Source organism: Nocardia crassostreae (assembly GCF_001613405.1).
Lineage (GTDB): Bacteria > Actinomycetota > Actinomycetes > Mycobacteriales > Mycobacteriaceae > Nocardia > Nocardia crassostreae.
The window spans coordinates 76869-98700 of the sequence record NZ_BDCH01000017.1 but is presented as its reverse complement, the minus strand read 5'-3'; the positions used below and the strand labels follow the sequence as shown (position 1 = coordinate 98700).

Sequence of the window (21832 nt, the reverse complement as noted above, 5' to 3'; positions counted from 1 at the left end):
GCTTGTTGCCTCAGCCCGCGGAGACGGCGGCGAAATCAGCTCGGTGCAGCGGGCTTTCGGGTCGATCCAGGATGGCTTCGACAATGTCAGCGTCATTGTTGGTCACCAGAACCAGCAACGTGCCCGCCGCTCGCCACTGCGCGAGCCGCGCGGCCAGCGCCAGCCGCGGCCCATCGAATGTCACGGCGGCGGATCCGATCTCACCCGCCGTGCCGCTCCACAGGGTGTCGTCGCCGTCGACGGCGATCACCTTGGGCGCGGGTTCGGTGACGGCCGCGACGATGTCGACCAGGGTCAATGCCACGGCGGCTTGGAATTCGGGGGAGAAGGGCAGGTGTGCCAGGATCTCGGTCCGGTCGTCGAAGGGAGTGCTGACCGGGTGATCTCGCAGCCACTCGTTCGAATCCACGACCGCGACACCGGGAATCTCGTGCAGCTGTGCGATGACGAGCCGCTCCCAGGCGAGCAGCCGTTCCTGCGGTTCGGCCGAGGGCAGGATGCCGACGATGACGCGCTTTCGGGTCCGCTCGGCGAGATCGCGCACGGCAGCGGAGTATTCGGTGCCGAACTCCGTGAGCTGGTCGTCGGTGATCGGGCCGAACCGTTCCAGATCCGCCGCCCGCAGCAGCACGATGCCGAGCGTTGTCGAGGACTGCGCGAAGACGCCGGAAGGATCGCGCAGTCCGGCCAGGACGTGGTGGTAGGGCGCTTCCGCGACGGTGATAGCGGTGGTGTCCGCCGACGCCGCCACCAGCAGCTCGGGCAATCTGCCCAGGGCGAAGGTCGCACCCAGTGCGGCCCGGACCCCCGAAACGGACTGCTGCACAGCAGGGATAGCCGCAGGCTGCTCGACAGCGCGTGCCTGCCCGCCGATTTCCGGCCGAGCCGGTGCGCTCGGATCCCCGATGACCGCCGCGACCGTATCCAGGTACTCCGCACCGAATTCGGCGCAGGTCCGCGCGTCGATGATGTCGCTGTTGTAGGTGAACCACACCTGGCCGGTATCCGGCAGCACCGCCACCATGAGGTCGAGATCGGAGTAGCCCGTGCTCACCGGAACGATTTCGGCCGCCGCGACGGCGGAGTTGGCGCGCAGGTAGTTGAAGTACACCTCGATCAACGGCGCGTTGTCGCGGCGCAGGTCCGCGGTGGCCAGCGCGGCCAGCACATCTGCGAAGCCCGCGCCCGGGGCGAGCAGATTTCGCAGCCGCTCGCCGGTGCGGCGGAGCACGTCGGTGACGAGATCATCGGCGGTGACCGTCGCCGGGAACGGCACGGGCACACAGAAATAGCCGACCGCATCGGTCGCATCGGCATGCATGCGGGTGTCCACCGGAACCGCCACCGCGAAGCGATCGACCTGCTGCCTGCGTGCCAGATGCAGTCTCAGAGCGCCGAGGAAGATGGCGGCCGGGGTGAGGCCGAGTTCGCGGCCACGGTCGGCGACCCGATCGTGCAGTCCGGCGGGCATATCGAGGGCAATCGCTCCCGCACCGTAGCTGCGATGCGCCGGACGCGGTCGCGCCAAGGTCAATTCGAGCCTGCGGGCCCCCGCGAAGCTCTCACGCCACTGCGCGACCACGCTATCGGCATTGTCGCGCTTGCTCTGCTGCGCGGCCAGCAACTGGTGCATATCCCGGTTGCTCACGACATCGCCGAGCCGCACCCCGGACAGCTCCGCCGCGAGCTCACCCGCCACGAGCAGCATGGACTGCACATCGCTCATGCTGTGATGCGCGCCGAAAAGCAGTACCGGATCGGCGGATTCGGCAAGCAGGAGCTCGAATCGCCACAGCGGCCCGGTCTCCAGGTCGAACGGCCGCGCCATCAGTTCGCGGAAGCGCTCCTGCACCACCGCGTCATCGAGGCGCTCCAGTTCGCGCCACCCGGCCAACTCGCCGGGCTCGCGATGCACCTCCAACTGCCGCCCGTGTTCCTCGCTGGGTCGAATGGTGGTGCGCAGCGCCGCATGTCGCCCCGCCAGCCGAGCCAGCGCCTGCGCCAGCTGCGGCCGAGTGACCGGCGCGGTCAGCCGCACCGCGACGCCGCCGGTCTGCGCGGCGCTGGGTATGCCGAGCTGTTCGGTCCGCAACAGCCGCATCATGTCCCGGGTGACCGGCAGCACCTCGATCTCGGGCACCTCGGCGACCTCGACCGTCCGATCACCGGATGCGTTCTGCTGCAGGACTTCTCCGACCAGGTAGTCGGCGAGTTCGGCCAGATTCCGCTCGGCCAGGATGGTGCCCAGCGGCACCGAGATACCCGTGTGCTCGCGCACCTTGTTGCGCAGTTCGATCGCCATCAGCGAGTCCAGGCCTAGACTCTGGAAAGTCTCCTCCGCCGAGACCTTTTCGGCCCCGCCGTGCCCGAGCACCTGCCCGGTCCAGTCGGCCACGGCCGCTATCGCCAAGGCGACCGCCTCCGCCCGCGGCACCCGCCGAAGCTGTTCGGCGAACCGCGATCCCGCCGCCGCATCGACGGTCGCCGCATCCGCCACCGCACGACGATGCGCCCGCCGCACCAGCCCGCGCAAGAGCGGCGGAATCCCCGCCGACCGCCGCAGCACCTCGGTATCCAGCAGCAGCGGAACAATAATCGGATCCCCGACCCGCAGCGCCGCATCGAAACATGCCATACCCTGCGGCACCGAGAACGTCCGGACACCCGCCCGCTCGATCCGCCGAATATCGGCCAGTGCGTAGTGATCGTGCATATCGACTTCCCACGCACCCCAGGCCAGCGCCTGGGCAGGCAACCCCATCGCCCGCCGCCGCAATGCCAGCGCACCGAGATAGGCATTCGCCGCCGCGTAATTGGCCTGCCCCGGCGTCCCGAACAACCCGCCCGCCGCCGAGAACATCACGAAGAACGACAGCTCCCGATCCACCGTCAGCTCGTGCAGATACCGCGCCGCATCAACCTTCGGCCGCAGCACCCGCTCCAGCTGTCCCGGCGTCATGGCCCCCAGGGTGCTGTCTTCGAGCACGGTCGCCGCATGCACCACACCCGCCAGCGGCAACCCCTCGAGCAACTTCGCCAGCGCCGCCCGATCGGTGATATCGCAGGCCGCGAACCGCACCCGCACTCCCTGGCTCTCCAGTTCCTCGCGCAGCGCGACCCCACCCGGGCCGTCGATCCCACGCCGACTGACCAGCACCAGATCCCGCACGCCATACGCCCCGGCCATATGCCGAGCCAGCGCCGATCCCAACCGTCCCGGCGCACCGGTAATCAGCACCGCGCCGTCCCCGAGCGACACCCGTCCTTCGAGCGGCCGCTCCGTGGCCTCCATCAGCCGAGTCAGCCGCGGCACGAACGCCACCCCGTCCCGGACGGCCACCTGCCGCTCCCCACCGGCGAGCAGCGTGGCGACATCCACGCCCTCATCGGCCGTGTCGATCAACACGATCCGCCCCGGATTCTCCGACTGCGCCGACCGCACCAGTCCCCACACAACCGCACCCACCGGATCGGGAACCTCCGCATGGGCCATGACGGCTACCGCGTGACGCGTGCGGACGACCAGTTGCTTTGTGTCGAATCGGCTGTCGCCGAGGATCGTTTGCAGCGCCGACAGGACGTGCTGGGCGGCCGTGTGCACCTGGTCCGGCGAATCGCCTTGGGGCACGGTCAGAATGAGCGTGTCGGCGGTGGCCGCGTCGGGGGAGTCCCAGTCGCGCACGGTGAGCGTTCGATCCGGTGCGGTGAGCGCGAGCCGCGACCACTCCATCCGGAACAGGCGGCGATAGGCGGGCGCGAGGGCGGCCGCATCCCACTGAGCGGCGGCGACCGGTCGCAGCAGGACCGAACCCACCGAGACGACCGGGCGGCCGGTTCGGTCGGTGGCGGACATGGTGACGGTGTCCGCGCCGGACTTGGTGAGACGGACGCGCAATGCGGTGGCGCCGGAGGCCCACAGTGCCACATCGGTCCACACGAACGGCAGCAGAGCGTGCGCACCGTTGTCCGCGAACAGAGCGGTGGCATGCAGGGCGGCATCCAGCAAAGCCGGATGGATGCCGAACTGTGCGGCCTCGGCCTGTGCGGATTCGGGGAGCTCGACTTCGGCGAAGATGTCCTCATCGCGTCGCCACGCCGAACGCATCGCGCGGAAGATCGGGCCGTACTGGTGGCCGCGTGCGAACAGTTCGGCGTACAAGGCATCGACGTCGACTCGGGCCGCATCCGCGGGCGGCCATGGCGCATCGGCTGGTGGCCACGGAGCGGGTTCGGTCTGTGCAACTTCGTGCGAATCGAGCTGTGGCAGAGGAGCTTCGGATTCCTCGGCCAGAACGCCGTCGGCGTGCAGGGTCCAGCGGGCGTCCGGGTCGTTCTCATCGCGGGCGTGGATCCGGACCGTGCGGCGGCTATCCGGATCGGCGCCACCGACCACGGTCTGGATCTGGACCGCTCCGCGCGGAGGGACGACCAGTGGGGCGCGCAATACCAACTCCCGCAGCACGGGACTGTCCACTTCGTCACCGGCGCGGACGGCCATCTCGACCAGTGCCGAGCCGGGGAGCAGGACCGTGGCGGGTCCCGCGTGATCAGCCAGCCAGGGTTGCAGCCGGTGCGATATCCGGCCGGTCAGGGTGACGCCATCGGAATCCGGCTGCGGTACAACCGCACCCAGGATGGGGTGGGTTGCATCGTCGAGTCCGAGGGCGGTGGTGTCGCGGTTGAGGCGTTCGGTCCAGAAGCGGCGTTCGTCGAAGGCGTAGGTGGGCAGGTCGACGCGGCCGGATTCGGGGACCAGGGCGGTCCAGTCGAGGTCGTGGCCCGCGACATGGAGTTCGGCTCGCGCCCTGGCCAGGCTGGTCGGGCCGTCCTGGTCGCGCACCAGCGAGCCGACGGCGACGACCTCGCGGGAGAGCTCCTCCGACACGGTCTTGACGGCGGCGGTCAGGGAGGGGTGTGCGCCCATTTCGACGAAGTACCGGAAGCCGTCCGCGATCATGCGCTCGATGGTGGCGGCGAATCGCACGGGTTCGCGTGCGTTCCGGTACCAGTAGGCGGGGTCGATCAGCGCGCCGGTCACCGGCTCGCCCGTCACGGTCGAATACCACTGTGTGGCAGGAGAACCCGCTGTCAGATCGGCCAGCTCGGCGAGCAGCGGCTCGCGGATGGGGTCGATCAATCGGGAGTGACCGCCGTACCCGGCGCCCGCCGCGCCGAGGCGGGTGTAGATCCCCGAACGGTCCAGTTCGGCCAGCAGTTCTTCCACCGCGGCCTGCTCGCCCGTGACGACGGTCGACCGCCGCACATTGACCGCCGCGATCGACACGCGGCCGTCGAAGCCCGCCAATCGCTCGGTCACCTCGGCCTCGGGCAGGCCGACGATGGCCATCGCTCCGGGTTCGGTAACGCCTTGCATGAGCCGACTGCGGGTCACGACAATCCGTGCCGCGTCACTCAATTCGATGGCTCCGGCGCAGTACGCCGCGGCGACCTCGCCCTGGCTGTGGACGATCACCGCATCCGGGACCACGCCCGCCGCGCGCCAGGTGGCCGCCAGCGCGGCCATGGTGGCGAACAGCAATGGCTGGACGACGGGAAAATCGCCGAGATCGGCGGCGGTCATGGTGTTCAACCGGTCCATCAGCGACCAGCCGGTGTGCGCGCCGAAAGCCTTGTCGCACTGCTCGAATTCGGCGCGGAACTTCTCGGAGGCGGCGAGCAGATCGCGCCCCATGCCGACCCATTGCATGCCCTGGCCGGGGAAGACGAACGTGGTCTTGGCATTGGTGAGCACCGCGCCCGCACCGGCGACGACATTCTCCGAGGACCTGCCGTCCACCAGATCACGCAGGGCGGAGACCATTTCGTCCCGGTCGGCAGCCACCACGACGGTACGGTGCTCGAACTGGTTGCGCTGCAACGCCAGTGCCCGCGATACCGGTCCCGGCTCCAAGGCCGGGTCGGCGGTCACCAGGTCCAGCAGCCGCTCGGCCTGGCCGTGCAGAGATACCTGACTGCGCACCGAAAGCGGCAGCAGCGCAACAGTATCCGAATCCGACGGAGTTGTCGGCAGCGCGTCGGACTCGATCGGCGCTTCTTCGAGGATCAGATGCGCATTGGTGCCGCTGAGCCCGAAGGCGCTCACCCCGGCGCGCCGCGGCCGGGAACCCCGCCGCCAGGGCAGCGGTTCGGCCGCCACCGCCATGCCGCTGCGCTCCCAATCGACCTGAGACGACGGCACACTCGCATTCAAGGTCGCCGGAATGCGCTCGTGCTGCACGGCGAGAACGAGTTTGATGACACTGCCCACGCCCGCGGCCGCCTGCGTATGCCCGACATTGGATTTCAGCGATCCGATGCCGAGCGGCCGAGCCGGATCCCGATCCGGTCCGAAGACCCGCGCCAAGGCTCGCGCCTCGATCGGATCGCCGAGCGCGGTGCCGGTGCCGTGCGCCTCGACATAGTCGATATCGTGCGGCGCCAGCCCGGAGACCCGCAGCGCCGAGCGCAGCACCTGTTCCTGGGCAGCGCCATTGGGCGCACTCAACCCCTGGCTGCGGCCGTCCTGATTGACCGCGGACCCGCGAATGATCGCGAGCACCCGATCCCCGTTGCGCCGGGCGTCGCCGAGCCGCTTCAGCAGCACCAGCCCGGCCCCTTCGGCCCACACCGTCCCGTCCGCATCGGCCGAAAACGGCGCGCAGCGTCCCGTCGGCGACAGCACGCCCAGCTTGCGCAGTTCGATATGCGCGATCGGCGACATGAGCAGCGTGGCCCCACCGGCCAGTGCGAGATCGCATTCGCCCGCCCGCAGTGCGGCCATGGCCGAGTGCATGGCGACGATCGACGAGGAGCACGCGGTATCCAGGGTGACCGCCGGGCCGTGCAGCCCGAGCGTGTAGCTGATCCGGCCGGACGCCACACTCGGCGAAAGTCCCGTCCCGACTTGACCGTTCAGCTGCTCCGGCGCGGGAGCGGCCAGATAGCCGGTGCCGTAGACGCCGAGGTACACGCCGGTCGCACTGCCGTGCAGGGTCCGTGGATCGCGCCCCGACCGCTCGATGGCCTCCCAAGCGAGTTGCAGCATCATGCGCTGCTGCGGATCCATGACGGCGGCCTCGCGCGGTCCGATGCCGAAGAACGCGGCGTCGAAATGGTCTATGCCGTCGACGTATCCGCCGCGGAAGGTGTACGCCTTACCGGTCGCGGTGGTATCCGGGTCGTAGAGTCCGTCGATATCCCAGCGACCGGCGGGAACCTCGCCGAGCGCGTCGTCATTGCCGTCCAGCAGTCGCCACAGCGCCTCGGGGGAGTCCGCGGCGCCCGGGAAGCGGCAGGACATCGACAGGATGGCGATCGCGTCGTCATCGGCATTGTCGCCGAGGGGATTCGCGGTATCGCCGCTCTCCGCTGGCTCCGCTGCCTCCGCTGCCGGAGGCTCGGCCTGCGGCGCGATCGGCTCGGCGGGCGCGAGCGCTGCGGCCACACCGGCGATCGTCGGATGGTCGAAGAACATATTGGTATCGACGTAACTGCCGACGAAGTCCGACAGCTCGATGACCAAATCGACCAGATCGTGTGAACCCAAACCGAATTCGACCAGCGGCAGGTTCACGTCGATGCGTTCCGGATCCAGCGCGGCCTGTCGCGCGATCTCCAGCACCAGCCAGGATCGGATCGCCTCCGCCGACGGCCCGGTCTCGGCGAGTTCCGCACCTGCGGTGTCCGTTTCGACGTCGAACAGCTCGTCCTCCTGCGACCGCAGCGGACCCGCCGTCAATGCGAGCAGCTCACCGGACTGATATGCCGCCCGGCACGCCGAACGCTGGATCTTCCCGCTACTGGTCTTGAATATGGTGCCCGGCCGGATGAGCAGCACCGTCGCGAGCGTGAGCCCGTGCTCGGTCGAGACCGCGCCCCGCACCGCGGCCTCGATATCGGCGAGTTCAGCCGGATCCTCACCGCGCACCTCGGCCACCACCACAGGTTGCTCACCGGCGGAGCCGATCTCGACGGAAAAGGCCGCGATACACCCGGGCCGGACAGCGGCGTGCGCGGCCTCGACGGTCGCCTCGATATCCTGCGGGTAGTGATTGCGGCCGTCCACGATCAACAGGTCCTTATGCCTGCCGGTAATGAAAAGCTCACCGGCGGAGCGGATTCCGAGATCACCCGTGCGCAGGAACCGGCGCTCGTCGCCGGGCAGCGTGGCGCCGAACACCTCGGCGGTGGCCTCCTCGTCCCGGAAATACCCGGCGGCGACACTCTTTCCGGCGACCCAGATTTCGCCTTCCTCCCCGTCGGTGCGTGCGATGCCGCGCTCCGGATCGACGATTTCGAACGAGATGCCCTCGACCGCCCTGCCGACGCCCACCAGTTCGCGGCGGGTATCCGTCCCGGCGATCTCGCGGATGGTGGGCGTCGTCGCCGTGTCGGAGGCGCTCACGATCAGGGTGGCCTCGGCCAGGCCGTACACCGGCTGCTGGGTCTTGGCGCGGAATCCGGCCGGGGCGAAGGTATCCGCGAACTTGCGCACCGTCGCGGCGCGCACCGGCTCGGAGCCGTTGAACGCCACCCGCCACCGGCTCAGATCGAGCCGGTCGAGCTGCTCCGGGGTGATCTTGCGCGCGCACAGCTCATAGGCGAAGTTGGGGCCGCCGCTGGTGTGGGCGCGGAAGGTCGAGATCGCCCGCAACCAGCGCTCCGGGCGCTGCAGGAAGTGCAGCGGCGACATGAGTACGGAATTGGCGCCGAGATAGATGGTGTGCAGCAGCGGGGCGATGAGTCCCATATCGTGGTACATCGGCAGCCAGCTGGCGAACAGCGCGCCGTCCCAGGAGTCCGCGAACGCGCGATCGTGCCCGAGCCCGTCGGCAATGGCGGCCTGATTGTGCAGCAGATTCTCGTGGGTGAGCAGGACGCCGCGCGGGGCGCTGGTGGAACCGGAGGTGTACTGGATGAACGCCACCGCATCCGGGCCGAGATCCGGTTCCCGCCAGCGCGATCCCTCGGCATCGGCAATGCGGTCGGTGGCCAGCCACGGCACGGCCGCCAATTCGGGAATCTCCGCGCACAATGCGGCCGCATCCGCCACCACCCGCTGGGGTGCGAGCACGACCTCGACCTCGCCGTGCGCCACCATCCGCCGCAATCGGCGCAATGAGCGATTGTCCCATTCGGGCAGGGGAGCGGGCACGGCGATCACGCCCGCCGCGAGACAGCCCAGGAATGCCTCGGCGAACTCCGGGCCCGCAGGGTACAGCAGCAGCGCCCGCTGCGGCTGGGAATCCTGCAATGCGGCGGCCACGGCCCGCACTCGAATTCCCAGATCGGCGTAGGACAGTTCGCGCACGACACCATCGACGTCACCGCTGTCCAGGAAGCGGTACACCAGATCGGTGGGCCGGTTGTCGACCTGGGAGAACAGCGTTGCGACGAAAGTATTGAGCACGAACTACATCCTCTACCAGTGAAATTCGAGATTCGGCCGGTCCTCGCTACCCTGCCGGGCGAGGAAGTACAGACGGCGTGTTGTGATCGAGCGGCGACCACAACATAGCCATCTTTACCACCTCGCGCACGGCGTCCGCGAGCCCGTGACCACCACTTCGAGCCCCGAAAACTGGGGGCACCGGCGGCTGTGACAGATGTTGCCGCCGAAGCGATTTCGCGTTTGCCTGTCGACGATCTTGCAGTGAGGATGGCTACGTGTCAGACAACCCGGTATCGCTGCGACAACTGCCCCGGCTACCCCTGCGTGAGCTGGGACAACTCGGGACGCTCCTGCGTCCGGGGACCCACCGCTCGCCGCTGCTGGACCTGGGGAAACGGTTCGTCGTCTCCGCGCCCGGCCTGCCGAAAATGCTCATCACCCACGATATGGACGATGTGCGTGAGGTTTTCACCAACCACGACGACTTCTCCGTCGGCCAGGTGCTCAGCCGCCTGTCCAGCCACGACCGCATGTTCGGCAAACAGGTCCTGATCTTCCTCGACGGCGACGCCCACCGCCGCGAGCGCAAACTGTTCTCGCCACCGTTCCAGAGCAAGGCGCTCAAATCCTATGAAGAGCTCATGGTCGAGGTGGTGCGCCGCGAAGTGCCCACCTGGCCCCTCGACGAACCATTCGAATTCCTGAAGGTCGGCTACGACCTGGCCATCGGCGTCCTGCTCGGCGTGGTCTTCGGCGATGTCGCCCCCGAACGCCGCGATCGACTGAAGGACGCCATCGCCGCCTGGTTCGGCGAGATCGAGAGCCGCGGCTTCCTGGCCGTCACCCTGCTCACCCCGCTGTTCGGCGGCTACACCCCGCCCTATCCGCCGCTGAACCGCCGCCGCGACGAGGTCGACGTCGTGATTCTCGAGGAGATCGCCGCCCGTCGTGCCGCGCCCGCCGAAGCGGGCCGCCGCGATGTCCTGTCCCGCTACATCAATACCGACCTGGACCAGCACGACGACCCGGCCCTGGCCCGCAATATGCGCGGAGTCCTGCTGGGCGCCTACGAAACCACCGCCATCACCCTCGGCTGGATCGCCGCCATGCTGGCCGGGCACCCCGAAGCCATGGCCGAAGTCGACGCCGCCGACGACGCTGACGACCAACCCCGCCTGGACGCCTACCTCGATGCCGTGGTGGCCGAAACCATGCGCCTGCGCCCGGTTTCCCCCTTCACCGGCCGCCGCGCCCTCCGCGACACCGTCGTGAACGGTGTCCGGATCCCCAAGGGCGCCATAGTCATCGTCCCCATCCTCCTCATCCACGAATCGGAAGAGCACTACAAGGACCCCCTGACCTTCCGCCCTGAACGCTTCCTCGACGAGCGCCCCAACGGCCACACCTGGCTCACCTTCGGCGCGGGCCCCCACCGCTGCCTGGGCGCCCAATTCGCCCTGGCCGAAGCCCGCATCCTCTTCCGCACCGTCCTCGAACAACGCCGCATAGTCCCCACCCCCGGCACCCTGGAACCCCCACGCCGCTACCACACGGCCTCAGTCCCGCCGACAACGCCCGCATCACCCTGCTGCCGCGTGAACGGGGCGCGAATGCCGAGGCCAGATCAGGAAGCCGGTCGGAGCCAGGCCCGGGTGAGGTCGTCGAGGCAGGCTAGCCAGCGTTCACGAAGGGTCTACGGCAGCAGGTTGAATGCGGACTGCACGACCGGGCGGAGAGCCTGTTCGGCGGGCGGGGGCAGCTGGCGGAGGAACTGCTCAACCGGTTCGGGGAGCGGTTTCGGGGCGGCGGGCGGCGGCGTGCCCGGTCGATCGGCGCCCTTGCGGTTGCCGTGGCGGTCATAGCCGTACTTGTTGTAGCCGAGGCGGTTGTAGCCGTATTTGTCGTAGCCGTAGGAGTCGAAGCCCTCGCGGTTGAAGCCCTGACGGTCATAGCCCATGCGGTCGCGGCCCAAGCGGTCGAAACCACGGCGGTCGTAGCCGGAGCTGTCGTAGCCGTCGACGCCGTACTTGCTCGGTTTGTTGTAGGGGGCCGAGGTGGTGTCGGCGGCCCGATCGGTGGTGGTCGTGGTGCCGGTGGCGGGTTCCGCGAAGGCCGGAGCGGCGACCGCGGCGGTGGGAACCACGGCCAGGGCGAGGACCGCGGCGGACAGCGCGGTTTTATGTTTCCAGTTGCGGACAGCGATTTTCTCGGACACGGGATAACCTCTCGGATAGTCGTTTTTCTTTCCGTGATCACGGTATTTGCGTGCACCCGTCGGCCGCATCGCCGATTAGGTTCGATTCCGGCCGCCACCCGGCTGGACGGACAATAGCCAGGTGGCTGCCGTATCGTCGAAAACTATGATCCGAGTCATGGTGATCGACGACGAAGCGCTGGTGCGCTCCGGATTCGCGCTGATCCTCGGGTAGGATTCGGGTATCGAGGTCGTTGCCACCGCGGATGGCGAATCGGCGATCGAGGAAATCGACCGGCATCACCCCGATGTGGTGTTGCTCGATATTCGAATGCCGCAGGTGGATGGGCTGACAATTCTTCGCGAAGTGCTCGGACGGAAGAATCCACCGGTGGTGGCGATGCTGACCACTTTCGATGCCGACGAATATGTCCTGAAAGCGCTCGAACTCGGCGCGTCCGGCTTCCTGCTCAAGGACACCGATCCGCGACAGCTGTCGATGCTGGTGAAGACCTTGGCCGCCGGGGGAGTGGTGCTGTCGCCCACCGTCACCCGGTCGGTGATCCGCGGCTTCTCGGACTCCGCGGCGGTGGCCGCCGCCGCCACCGCGACGAGCAAGCTCTCCGACCGTGAGCGCACGGTATTGCGGCATGTCGCCGCGGGTCTGTCCAATCGGGAGATCGCGGAGTTGATCCAGCACAGCACCGGGACGGTGAAGGACGATATGGGCGCGATCCTGGTCAAGCTCGGTGTCGGCACCCGAGTGGAGGCCGCGCTCATCGCCCAGCGGGCGGGTCTGATCGACGGATCGGCGCAATGAACGCCCGAATACCGGAACGCTACGCGACCGCGTTGTATCTCGCGCCCATCGTGGTCGCGATACTGGATCTGCTACTCGTCCATCAGGATCTGAGTGCACGGGACAGTGTCGCCGCGCTGATCGGTTTGGCGGCGCTGTTCGCGCGCCGACGATATCCGTTGGCGGCCTTCGTAATCGCGTTCCCGGCGGGATTCGCCTCGCTGATCATTCCGGGAATCGCGCTGTACAGCGTCGGCCGATACGGCAGAAGCGGCATTACGGTAGTGTTCTGCACACTGGTATTCTCCGGAATTCTGCTGGCCGCCCATTACCCCATCGATTGGGAGCGACCCGTCGGCTGGCAAGCCGAAACCCGGTGGTTTATCAGCGATTTCCTTTTCAATGCCATTCTCGCCTCGGCCCCGGCCGCATTCGGTCGGCTCATCAGTTCGCGAATAGCCTTGCAAGACAACATCGTCGAATTGACCCGGGCTCATGAAGAGGGCGATGCACCGCGCATCCAGACCGCCCTCGCCCGCGATCGCGCGGAACTCTCCTCGGAGATGCACGATGTGGTGTCACATCAGGTGAGCCTGATCGCGGTGCGCGCGGGCGTGCTCGAAATGACGAGCGCCGACCCGGAGGCCGCCGACGCGGCGGCGACGATCCGCCAACTGAGTGTCAAGACCCTCGACGAACTCCGGCACATGGTCACGGTCCTGCGCGCCTCGGGAACCACCGCGACAGCCTTGGCGCCGCAACCGACCGTCGCGGACCTGCCGCAACTGCTGCGCGACAGCGACCTACCCGTCACCACCGCCGGGGCCTTGCCGGGTGGCCTGGACGCGGCCACGCAACGCGCGATCTACCGCACCGTCCAAGAGGCGCTCACCAATATCCGCAAGCACGCGCCCGGCGCCGAGGTGACCGTCGAACTGGGCGCCGACGCCGCCGATGTCATTGTCACCGTGCTCAACACCCCCGCCAGCCGTCCCCGGATGGCGCTGCCCAGCGCCGGTCACGGCCTGCGCGGCCTGACCGAACGCGCCGAACTTCTCAACGGCTCCCTGATCGCCCGTCCCGAACCCGACGGTGGTTTCAGAGTTGAACTCCGCCTGCCCATCGCGGCCGACCCGCTCACCTAGCCGACCGGGCACGTCTCCGGTTACTCGCACAGTGCGTGGGTGAGCATGCCGCCGATGTCGACGGCCGTGGGCGAGCCAGTATAGGAGATGGTTACAGCGCGTCCGGCCGCGGTGGCGCCGGAGATGGCGTCGAACCCGCGCACGCCGCCGACATTGCCGACATACTGTGCGCCGCACGGCAGTTGCGTGTATCCGATGCCGAGCCCATAGAACATGCCGTCGCCCGCGCCCATATCGCTCCCGTCGAGCATCTCCCGCAACTGAGCGTCGGGCACAACCTGTCCGGCCACCAGCGCGGAGAAGAATCGGTTCAGATCGCCGCCGGTACTGATCAGCGCCCCCGATGCCCACGGCAGGGAGGGTTCCATCCGCGTCTGGTCGGTCACGACACCGTCGACGGTGGCGTAGCCGCTCGGATGTGGTTCGCGCAAACCGGTTTCGCCGGTGGCGGGCAAGTAGGTGCCCGCAAGGTTCAGCGGGGTGAGAATGCGGTGGCGTAGCTCATCGGCGTAGCGGCGTCCGGTCACCGCCTCGATCAACATCCCGGCGACGATGTAGTTGACGTTGGAGTACTCGAATCGCGTTCCGGGAGCGAACCGTGCCGGGTACCGCAAGGCGAGCGCGATCTCCTGCGCCGGGGTGTAGGTGCGGCCGTCGAGTGCGGCCGCGTGCTCGTCCGTCTCCCGGGATGCCGCGGGCGCGGGCAGTCCGCTGCGATGGCTGAGAAGATGACGCACGGTGATGGCGCGCCCGTCCACACCGTCGCCGACGAGCAGACCGGGCAAGTACGTGTCGACGGACCGATCGAGGTCGATCCGATGTTCGGCCACCAGTTGCAGCACGATCGCGGCTGTGAAGGTCTTGGTTATGCTGCCGACCCGTACGTATTCGGAAGCATTGGCGGGCATCGCCTTTCCCTCGGGCACTTCGGCGAGTCCGGCGGCCGCGGTAGCGGTGGAGTCACGGTCGGTGAGCGTGGCGATGGCCCCCACCGCGCCCGCCCGCACCAATGCGTCGAGATCAGCGCGCGCCGCGTCGGCGCGCTCGGAGGAGCCCGACGGCGCGGACCCGGACTCACCCGCGCTCGTCGTGCAGGCGGACAACGCCACCGTGGCAGTGCAGATCGTGAGTGCGAAGGCTCGCATACGCATGGACCGACGCTAGAAACCGCAGGCCCGCAAGCACATTGGACCGCTGTATCACACCATCTAGCACCGCAGTACGAGTCTAACGCGAGCAGGCGTCGTACTCGGCGCGAACTCGCTCCTGGAGGGCCTGGTCGACACCGTAAAAGAAGCCGTCCGGCGAAGGTATGCCGATCCCGTAACCGCCCCGGCACCCGCCGATATCCGCACTGCCCTGAAAACCCGTGCCCGTAGCACCGAATCCGCCGCCTCCGGTCCAGTACAACAGCAGCGGGCGATCCGGATCGAGAGCCAGCGCTTCGATTGCCGCGGCGATCTCGCGATAGGGATCCTCGACACCGACCTCGATCGCGAGCTCGGTGAGGTGGTCACCCTGTGCACCGACGAGCCAGGCCGCCGAGCGGGCAGGCAACCGGTCCACCTGCTCGAGGACCCGTCGCTGGTCCTCGGCAGTGAAGGGAAAATCAACCCGCCAGTTCGACGGCCGCCCATCCGCGAAAACCTCCACCCGCGCGGCCTCCCCCGACAGCGCCTCGCGCGCCGCGGCCACCGCCACCGCGGCATCCCCAACCTCACGGATCGTCAACCCCAGCAAACCTTCTCGATCCCGCGTCGCCTCGACATCCCCTTCGCCCACCGCAGCCCCGATCGCCCGAACCCGCCCCGCATCCGCCACGATCTCCCCAACATCCAGCGCCCCCCCGCGCCAGAACCGTCCCGCCGCCCACCCGGAACCAGGCATACTGCGGAACCCCCTCGAACCGATCCCCCTTCACCTCATTGATCCGCGTAACCAACGACGCAATCTCCTCCGCACTGGCACCCCCCACATCCGCCGACACATTCAGATTCGCGCCATACCCGAATTCAGCGACGTACTCGACCCTGAACGACGCAACCCCCGCCATCCCGGCAACCCCACGCTCCAACTCCTCAGCCGCCCCCCGCCGATCCGGCGAACTACACCCGGCCGCACCCCCAACCCCCCACAACAACAACGACCAGCCACCGCCCCCACCAGCCCAGCCACCGCCACCCTCGCCCCATCAACCCACCCCCCAGGACGCCACGAAGCCGTCTCCGAGAGACAGTAGGCCGCAACCGACCCAAGCCGGAGGCCATATAAAAGGAATAGGAGCGCCACCACAACCCGACCGGTTTGAGAGCCGATCGGTATGGGTACCTGTGAACCTGTCGTGTTGTGCGCACGGCAGGGTGGAGAAGCGCCCCCGGCAGGAATCGAACCTGCGACCTAGGGATTAGAAGGCCCTTGCTCTATCCAACTGAGCTACGGAGGCAGTGCGGGGCATCGGCGTTGATGCGGGCACCAAACACCTTGACCGAAATCGGTCTTGGTGTCCAGCGCGTTAAGTATAGCGAGCGTCCAGATCGGGAATGGGTGGTCGCCTAGCAACTGATCGGCGCGTCGGTGCGGGAGTGCAGACCGAGGGACGGGAAACCCCAGGGGAGTTGGGACGGGTGGTTCGAACTACCCTGGGCGTATGTCGTCACCGCAGGACCCGCCCGCAGCTGTGGATGTTCGAGCTACCCGGTCGGGGTCGGGGGTGACCTTCGCGGCGATCGCCGCTGTGGGCGGAGCCGTGGCCGCCATGACCGCGGCGCTGGTGGTGGCGTTGTCGGCGGCGCAGGCACTGACGTTGCTGGGGATTCCGGATCCGGGGCCGCTCACCACGTACGGGCTGCCCGCGGTGCGGGCGGTCGCGGATCTGGCGGCCGCGGTGACGGTGGGATCGCTGCTGTTCGCGGCGTTCTTCGTGCCGCCGCAGGGCGACGGGGTGCTCGATGTGGGCGGGTATCGGGCGTTGCGGCGCGCCGGGAATGCGGCGGTGGTGTGGGCGACCGCGGCGGTGTTGCTGGTGCCGCTGACACTGTCGGACACCACCGGGCAACCGGTGCTGGACAATCTGCGGCCGGAGTCGGTGTGGCGCGCGGCGAATCAGGTCGATGTGGCGTCGTCGTGGCGGTTGACCATTTTCTTCGTGCTGGCGCTCGCGATCGGATGTCGGCTCGCGCTGCGCTGGGGTTGGACTCCGGTGCTGCTGTGGCTGTCGATCATCTGCTTGCTACCGGTGGCGCTGACCGGGCATTCGTCCTCCGGTGGCGCGCACGATCTGGCGACCAACAGTCTGATCCTGCACCTGGTGGCGGCGTGTTTCTGGGTGGGCGGACTGTTCGCGGTGCTCGCCTACGCGCTGCGCGACGGTAAGTACACGGCGCTGGCAACCCGGCGGTTCTCGCTCATCGCGACTGTCTCGTTCGTGGTCATCGCGGCCAGCGGCGTGATCAACTCCTGGGTGCGGCTGCCCGAGTTCGGCGATCTGTTCAGTACTACTTATGGCCAGCTGATTCTGGCCAAGACCGCGGCGCTGCTGGTGCTCGGGCTCATCGGCTATCTGCAACGGAAGCGGGCGCTGCCCGACCTGGAGAAGGACCCGACCGACCGCGCGGCTTTGATCCGCTTCGCGGGCGTCGAGGCGCTGGTCTTCGCGGCCACCATGGGCCTGGCCGTCGGGCTCGGCCGCACCCCGCCCCCGCCCCTGCTCACCGTGCCCACTCCGGCGGAGGTGGAGATCGGCTACAACCTGGCCGGTCCGCCGACCGTCGCGCGCATCATGTTCGACTGGCGCTTCGATCTGATCTACGGAACGCTCTCGATTGTGCTGGCCGTTCTGTACCTGCGGGGTGTGGCGAGGCTGCGGGCCCGCGGCGACGCCTGGCCGGTGGGACGGACCATCGCGTGGATCGCGGGCTGTGTGACGCTGTTGATCGCGACGAGCTCCGGCGTCGGCCGCTATGCCCCGGCCATGTTCAGCGTGCACATGGCGCAGCACATGCTGTTGTCCATGCTCGCGCCCATCCTGTTCGCGCTGGGCGGCCCGGTCCTGCTGGCGCTGCGGGCAATCCAGCCCGCCGGTCGCGATCAGCCGCCGGGTCTGCGCGAATGGATCCTGGCCGCCGTGCACAATCCGGTATCGCGCTTCCTGACCCAGCCCGTGGTCGCCTCGGTCTTCTTCGTGGGCGGTTTCTACGCGCTCTACCTGGGTGGCATCTTCGACAAGGTGCTCGACTCGCACGGCGCGCACCTGCTCATGAACGCGCACTTCCTGCTCAGCGGATACCTCTTCTACTGGGTCGTCATCGGCATCGATCCCAAACCGCGGCAGGTCGAGCCACTCACCAAGCTGGGCATGGTGTTCGGATCCCTGCCCTTCCACGCCTTCTTCGGCATCGCGCTCATGAGCATGCAGACGGTCATGGGCGGCTGGTTCTATCGCAGCCTCGGCCTGGGCTGGAACCACGACCTGTTCGACGATCAGAAGACCGGCGCCGGTCTCGCCTGGGCGAGCGGCGAGATCCCGCTCGTGGTGGTGATGCTCGCACTGCTCATCCAGTGGTCACGCAGCGACGACCGCATGGCCAAACGCCTGGATCGCCAGGCCGACCGGGACGACGACGCGGCCCTGGCCGCGCACAACGCCATGTTCGCCGAGTTAGCCCGGCGTGATCGAGAGGTACCCAAGTGAGTGATGTCGCCTTGACGCGGAAAGTCAAGCGGCTCTATCGATCCGACGTTCGGCGGGCACGGCGCCTGCTGCGCGGGCACACCCGCAAGACACCGGTTTTCCATACCGACATCCAGGGCCCGAACGGCCCGGTGCCGGTCACCTTGAAGCTCGAGCATCTGCAGCACGGCGGCACCTTCAAGGTGCGCGGCTGCCTCAATGCGCTGCTACAGGCCCGTGAGGACAACACCAGCGTGGTGCTGGCCTCCGGCGGCAATGCCGGGATCGCCGCCGCCCTGGCCAGCGCCCTGCGCGGTAAGTCCTGCACCGTGGTGGTGCCGGAATCGGCGCCGCACACCAAGGTCGCCGCCATGTGGTCGCACGGCGCCGAAGTGCTGTGGCACGGAACCACTTACGCCGAGGCGCACCGGTACGCCCGGGAGCTCGCCGCGGAACGCGGCGCCATGCAGTTGCACGCCTACGATCAGCCCGCCATCGTGACCGGGGCAGGTGTGGTCGGCCTGGAGATCGAGGAGCAGGTGCGCGGCCGTCCGCCGGTGCTGGTGGCCGTGGGCGGCGGGGGCCTGGTCGCCGGTATCGCCGTCGCGCTGGGCCTGCGCGGCCGGGTGATCGGCGTGGAACCGCAGGGCGCGCCGACCCTGCACGCCGCGCTCGCGGCCGGTCGGCCGGTGGAGGTCGACGTCTCGAGTGTGGCCTCGGATGCCTTGGGAGCCAGCCGGATCGGCGATATCGCCATGGAGGTCGCGCAGCGCTACCAGGTACGGTCCCTGCTGGTCAGCGATGACGCCATCGTCATGGCGCGCGAATACCTGTGGCGCGAGTTCCGGATCGTGGTCGAACCGGCCGGGGCCACCGCCGTGGCCGCCATCCAGAGCGGTGCGTATGTGCCCGCCGCGGGGGAGCGGCCGGTCATCGTGCTGTGCGGAGCCAATACGGATCTCGCCACGCTGTAACCGGATTCACGCCGCTGACCTGGCGGTTGTTCACATCTCGGAAGTTATCCACAATCCCCGGATTGGGGCTGTCGCGCGGGCTCGGCACGGGCAAAGCTGGAGGCACGAACGAAGCAGAGCCGAAACAGCAAGGGGGAGCGCGATGTACGAGGCGAATACCGCGGTGATCGGGCGAGTGGTCACCCATCCCACCCGGCGGGAATTGGGGAACGGGGATCAGTTGTTGTCCTTCAGGTTGGCCAGCACCTCACGGCGGTACGACCAGAACGCCGGTGACTGGGTCGACGGCGGCACGCTGTATCTGACGGTCACCTGCTGGCGCAGACTCGTCGAGGGTGTCGAGGCCTCCCTGCAGCGCGGCGACCCGATCATCGCCTACGGTCAACTGCGCTCCAACGAATACACCACCCGGGACGGCGCCGAGCGCAGCGATCTCGAGATGCGAGCCCTCGCCCTCGGCCCCGACCTGGCCCGCTGCACCGCCCGGGTGCAGCGGAAACACTTCGCCCCCACCGCTCCACCGGAGCCGGTGCCCGGGCCACCCGACGATGCGGATACTGCCGGAGAACCGGCAACTCAACACAGATAGGCTTGCCGATATGGCTGAGTTCATTTACCAGATGACGAAGGTTCGAAAGGCGCATGGCGACAAGGTCGTGCTCGACAATGTGACCTTGAACTTCCTTCCCGGCGCCAAGATCGGTGTCGTCGGCCCGAACGGCGTCGGCAAGTCGAGCGTGCTGAAGATCATGGCGGGACTGGACCAGCCGAACAACGGAGATGCCTGGTTGGCGCCGGGCGCGACCGTCGGCATCCTCATGCAGGAGCCGGAGCTCAATGAGGAGAAGACGGTTCGCGGGAATGTCGAGGAGGGGCTCGGCGAGATCAAGGTGAAGCTGGATCGCTTCAATGAGATCGCCGAGCTCATGGCCACCGACTACTCCGATGAGCTGATGGAGGAGATGGGCAAGCTCCAGGAGGAGCTGGATCACGCGGACGCGTGGGATGTCGACTCCCAGCTCGAGCAGGCCATGGACGCGCTGCGCTGCCCGCCGCCGGACGAGCCGGTCACCAACCTCTCCGGTGGTGAGCGCCGCCGCGTGGCGCTGTGCAAGCTGCTGCTGAGCAAGCCCGATCTGCTGCTGCTCGACGAGCCCACCAACCACCTCGACGCCGAGTCGGTGCTGTGGCTGGAGCAGTTCCTGGCCTCCTACCCGGGCGCCGTGCTGGCCGTCACCCACGACCGCTACTTCCTCGACAATGTCGCGGGCTGGATTCTCGAGCTCGACCGCGGCCGCACCTTCCCGTACGAGGGCAACTACTCCACCTACCTGGAGAAGAAGGCCGAGCGGCTCGAGGTCCAGGGCAAGAAGGACCAGAAGCTGCAGAAGCGCCTCAAGGACGAGCTGGCGTGGGTCCGCTCCGGCGCCAAGGCCCGTCAGGCCAAGAACAAGGCGCGCCTGGGTCGCTACGAGGAGATGGCGGCCGAGGCCGAGAAGATGCGGAAGTTGGATTTCGAGGAGATCCAGATCCCGGCCGGTCCGCGCCTGGGCAGCATTGTGGTCGAGGTCGGCAACCTGGACAAGGGCTTCGGCGACCGCCAGCTCATCAAGGATCTGTCGTTCACCCTGCCGCGCAACGGCATTGTCGGCGTCATCGGCCCCAACGGTGTCGGTAAGTCGACCCTGTTCAAGACCATCGTGGGTCTCGAGCAGCCCGACAGCGGCAATGTGAAGGTCGGCGAGACGGTCAAGCTGAGCTATGTCGACCAGAACCGCGCCGGTATCGACCCGAACAAGACGGTGTGGCAGGTGGTTTCCGACGGTCTGGACTTCATCCAGGTCGGCAATCAGGAAATGCCTTCCCGCGCTTATGTTTCCGCCTTCGGGTTCAAGGGCCCGGATCAGCAGAAGCCCGCCGGTGTGCTCTCCGGTGGTGAGCGCAACCGCCTGAACCTGGCGCTCACCCTCAAGCAGGGCGGCAACCTGATCCTGCTCGACGAGCCCACCAACGACCTTGACGTCGAAACCCTGTCCTCGCTGGAGAACGCCCTCGAGAACTTCGCGGGCTGCTCGGTGGTCATCTCCCACGACCGCTGGTTCCTGGACCGCACCTGCACCCACATCCTGGCCTGGGAGGGTGACAGCGACAACGAGGCCAAGTGGTTCTGGTTCGAGGGCAACTTCGAGGCCTACGAGGCGAACAAGATCGAGCGGCTGGGTCCGGAAGCGGCGCGTCCGCACCGGGTCACCCACCGCAAGCTCACCCGCGGATAGCTCGACCCGTTATCCGCTCCGGGCCCACGGGCCCGGACCACGCCCCGGCTCGCGCGGGGATGACGAGCGTCATCCCCGCGTCGGCCGGGAGTCGACAGCCGGACAGCTCGGCGTTTGCCAGGGGGCTCTTCCATGTCTCCAGAGTGAACGGCTATCAAAGAGCGAACTCATCGATTTCGCGTATGCATTTGTGCGTGAAATCCCTTTTGGTGCAAGGTTTGTCGTACTCCACCTGGCGATTCCGCGCGGCACGGTAATCCGCCGAACCGTCCGGTTTGTCCGGAGTGTGCGACGCGGGCGCGGCATTGCCAAGAACTCAGCCCGGCACATCCGCCGCTCAGCTACTCTCGGACCCGGCGTCACTTTGTTACGGAACCGAATCCC

Annotated in this window: 10 protein-coding genes and 1 tRNA gene; 7 read left to right on the top strand and 4 right to left on the bottom strand. The window is 67.8% G+C overall.

Annotation, left to right across the window (positions count from 1 at the left end):
- Positions 1–10: 10 nt before the first annotated feature.
- Positions 11–9409 (bottom strand): type I polyketide synthase, encoded by a 9399-nt coding sequence (locus NC4_RS16950; RefSeq protein ID WP_067539030.1) that lies wholly within the window; start codon positions 9407–9409, stop codon positions 11–13.
- A 257-nt stretch (positions 9410–9666) separates the two neighbouring features.
- Between NC4_RS16950 and NC4_RS39095 the strand changes: the two genes are divergently transcribed.
- From NC4_RS39095 to NC4_RS16930, 3 genes are all read left to right on the top strand, one after another.
- Positions 9667–11253, top strand: coding sequence for a cytochrome P450 (locus NC4_RS39095; RefSeq protein WP_245721737.1), 1587 nt, complete (start codon positions 9667–9669; stop codon positions 11251–11253).
- A 576-nt stretch (positions 11254–11829) separates the two neighbouring features.
- Complete coding sequence (locus tag NC4_RS16935; RefSeq protein ID WP_281186314.1) at positions 11830–12405, top strand: response regulator; 576 nt, start codon at positions 11830–11832, stop codon at positions 12403–12405.
- The gene (locus NC4_RS16930) at positions 12402–13529 is read left to right on the top strand and encodes a sensor histidine kinase (protein WP_067539019.1); all 1128 of its coding nucleotides are present in this window, start codon (positions 12402–12404) and stop codon (positions 13527–13529) included. Before NC4_RS16935 ends, NC4_RS16930 begins: the two co-directional genes overlap by 4 nt.
- A gap of 20 nt (positions 13530–13549) precedes the next feature.
- Here the strand turns inward: NC4_RS16930 and NC4_RS16925 are convergent, their stop codons facing one another.
- From NC4_RS16925 to NC4_RS16915, 3 genes are all read right to left on the bottom strand, one after another.
- Positions 13550–14680 (bottom strand): serine hydrolase domain-containing protein, encoded by a 1131-nt coding sequence (locus NC4_RS16925; protein ID WP_245721736.1) that lies wholly within the window; start codon positions 14678–14680, stop codon positions 13550–13552.
- A gap of 76 nt (positions 14681–14756) precedes the next feature.
- Positions 14757–15350, bottom strand: coding sequence for a hypothetical protein (locus NC4_RS16920; RefSeq protein ID WP_157554814.1), 594 nt, complete (start codon positions 15348–15350; stop codon positions 14757–14759).
- A gap of 548 nt (positions 15351–15898) precedes the next feature.
- A tRNA-Arg gene (locus tag NC4_RS16915) sits at positions 15899–15972 on the bottom strand.
- A 204-nt stretch (positions 15973–16176) separates the two neighbouring features.
- Here NC4_RS16915 and NC4_RS16910 point away from each other — a divergent pair.
- The 4 genes from NC4_RS16910 to ettA all read left to right on the top strand — a co-directional run bounded on the left by NC4_RS16910 (position 16177) and on the right by ettA (position 21448).
- A complete protein-coding gene (locus NC4_RS16910) occupies positions 16177–18219 on the top strand; it encodes a bifunctional copper resistance protein CopD/cytochrome c oxidase assembly protein (RefSeq protein WP_067539011.1) in 2043 nt (680 codons plus the stop codon).
- A complete protein-coding gene (locus NC4_RS16905) occupies positions 18216–19172 on the top strand; it encodes a threonine/serine dehydratase (RefSeq protein ID WP_067539009.1) in 957 nt (318 codons plus the stop codon). Before NC4_RS16910 ends, NC4_RS16905 begins: the two co-directional genes overlap by 4 nt.
- 142 nt (positions 19173–19314) lie before the next feature.
- Positions 19315–19761 carry a single-stranded DNA-binding protein gene (locus NC4_RS16900; protein ID WP_067539007.1) on the top strand — a complete coding sequence of 149 codons (447 nt, stop codon included), beginning with the start codon at positions 19315–19317 and terminating at the stop codon, positions 19759–19761.
- A 10-nt stretch (positions 19762–19771) separates the two neighbouring features.
- Complete coding sequence (ettA, locus tag NC4_RS16895; protein ID WP_067539005.1) at positions 19772–21448, top strand: energy-dependent translational throttle protein EttA; 1677 nt, start codon at positions 19772–19774, stop codon at positions 21446–21448.
- Positions 21449–21832 lie beyond the last annotated feature (384 nt).

Coding starts and splice junctions, on each gene's coding strand:
- NC4_RS16930 (WP_067539019.1), top strand. CDS start 12,402: ATGAACGCCCGAATACCGGAACGCTACGCGACCGCGTTGTATCTCGCG.
- NC4_RS16925 (WP_245721736.1), bottom strand. CDS start 14,680: ATGCGTATGCGAGCCTTCGCACTCACGATCTGCACTGCCACGGTGGCG.
- NC4_RS16910 (WP_067539011.1), top strand. CDS start 16,177: ATGTCGTCACCGCAGGACCCGCCCGCAGCTGTGGATGTTCGAGCTACC.
- NC4_RS16900 (WP_067539007.1), top strand. CDS start 19,315: ATGTACGAGGCGAATACCGCGGTGATCGGGCGAGTGGTCACCCATCCC.
- ettA (WP_067539005.1), top strand. CDS start 19,772: ATGGCTGAGTTCATTTACCAGATGACGAAGGTTCGAAAGGCGCATGGC.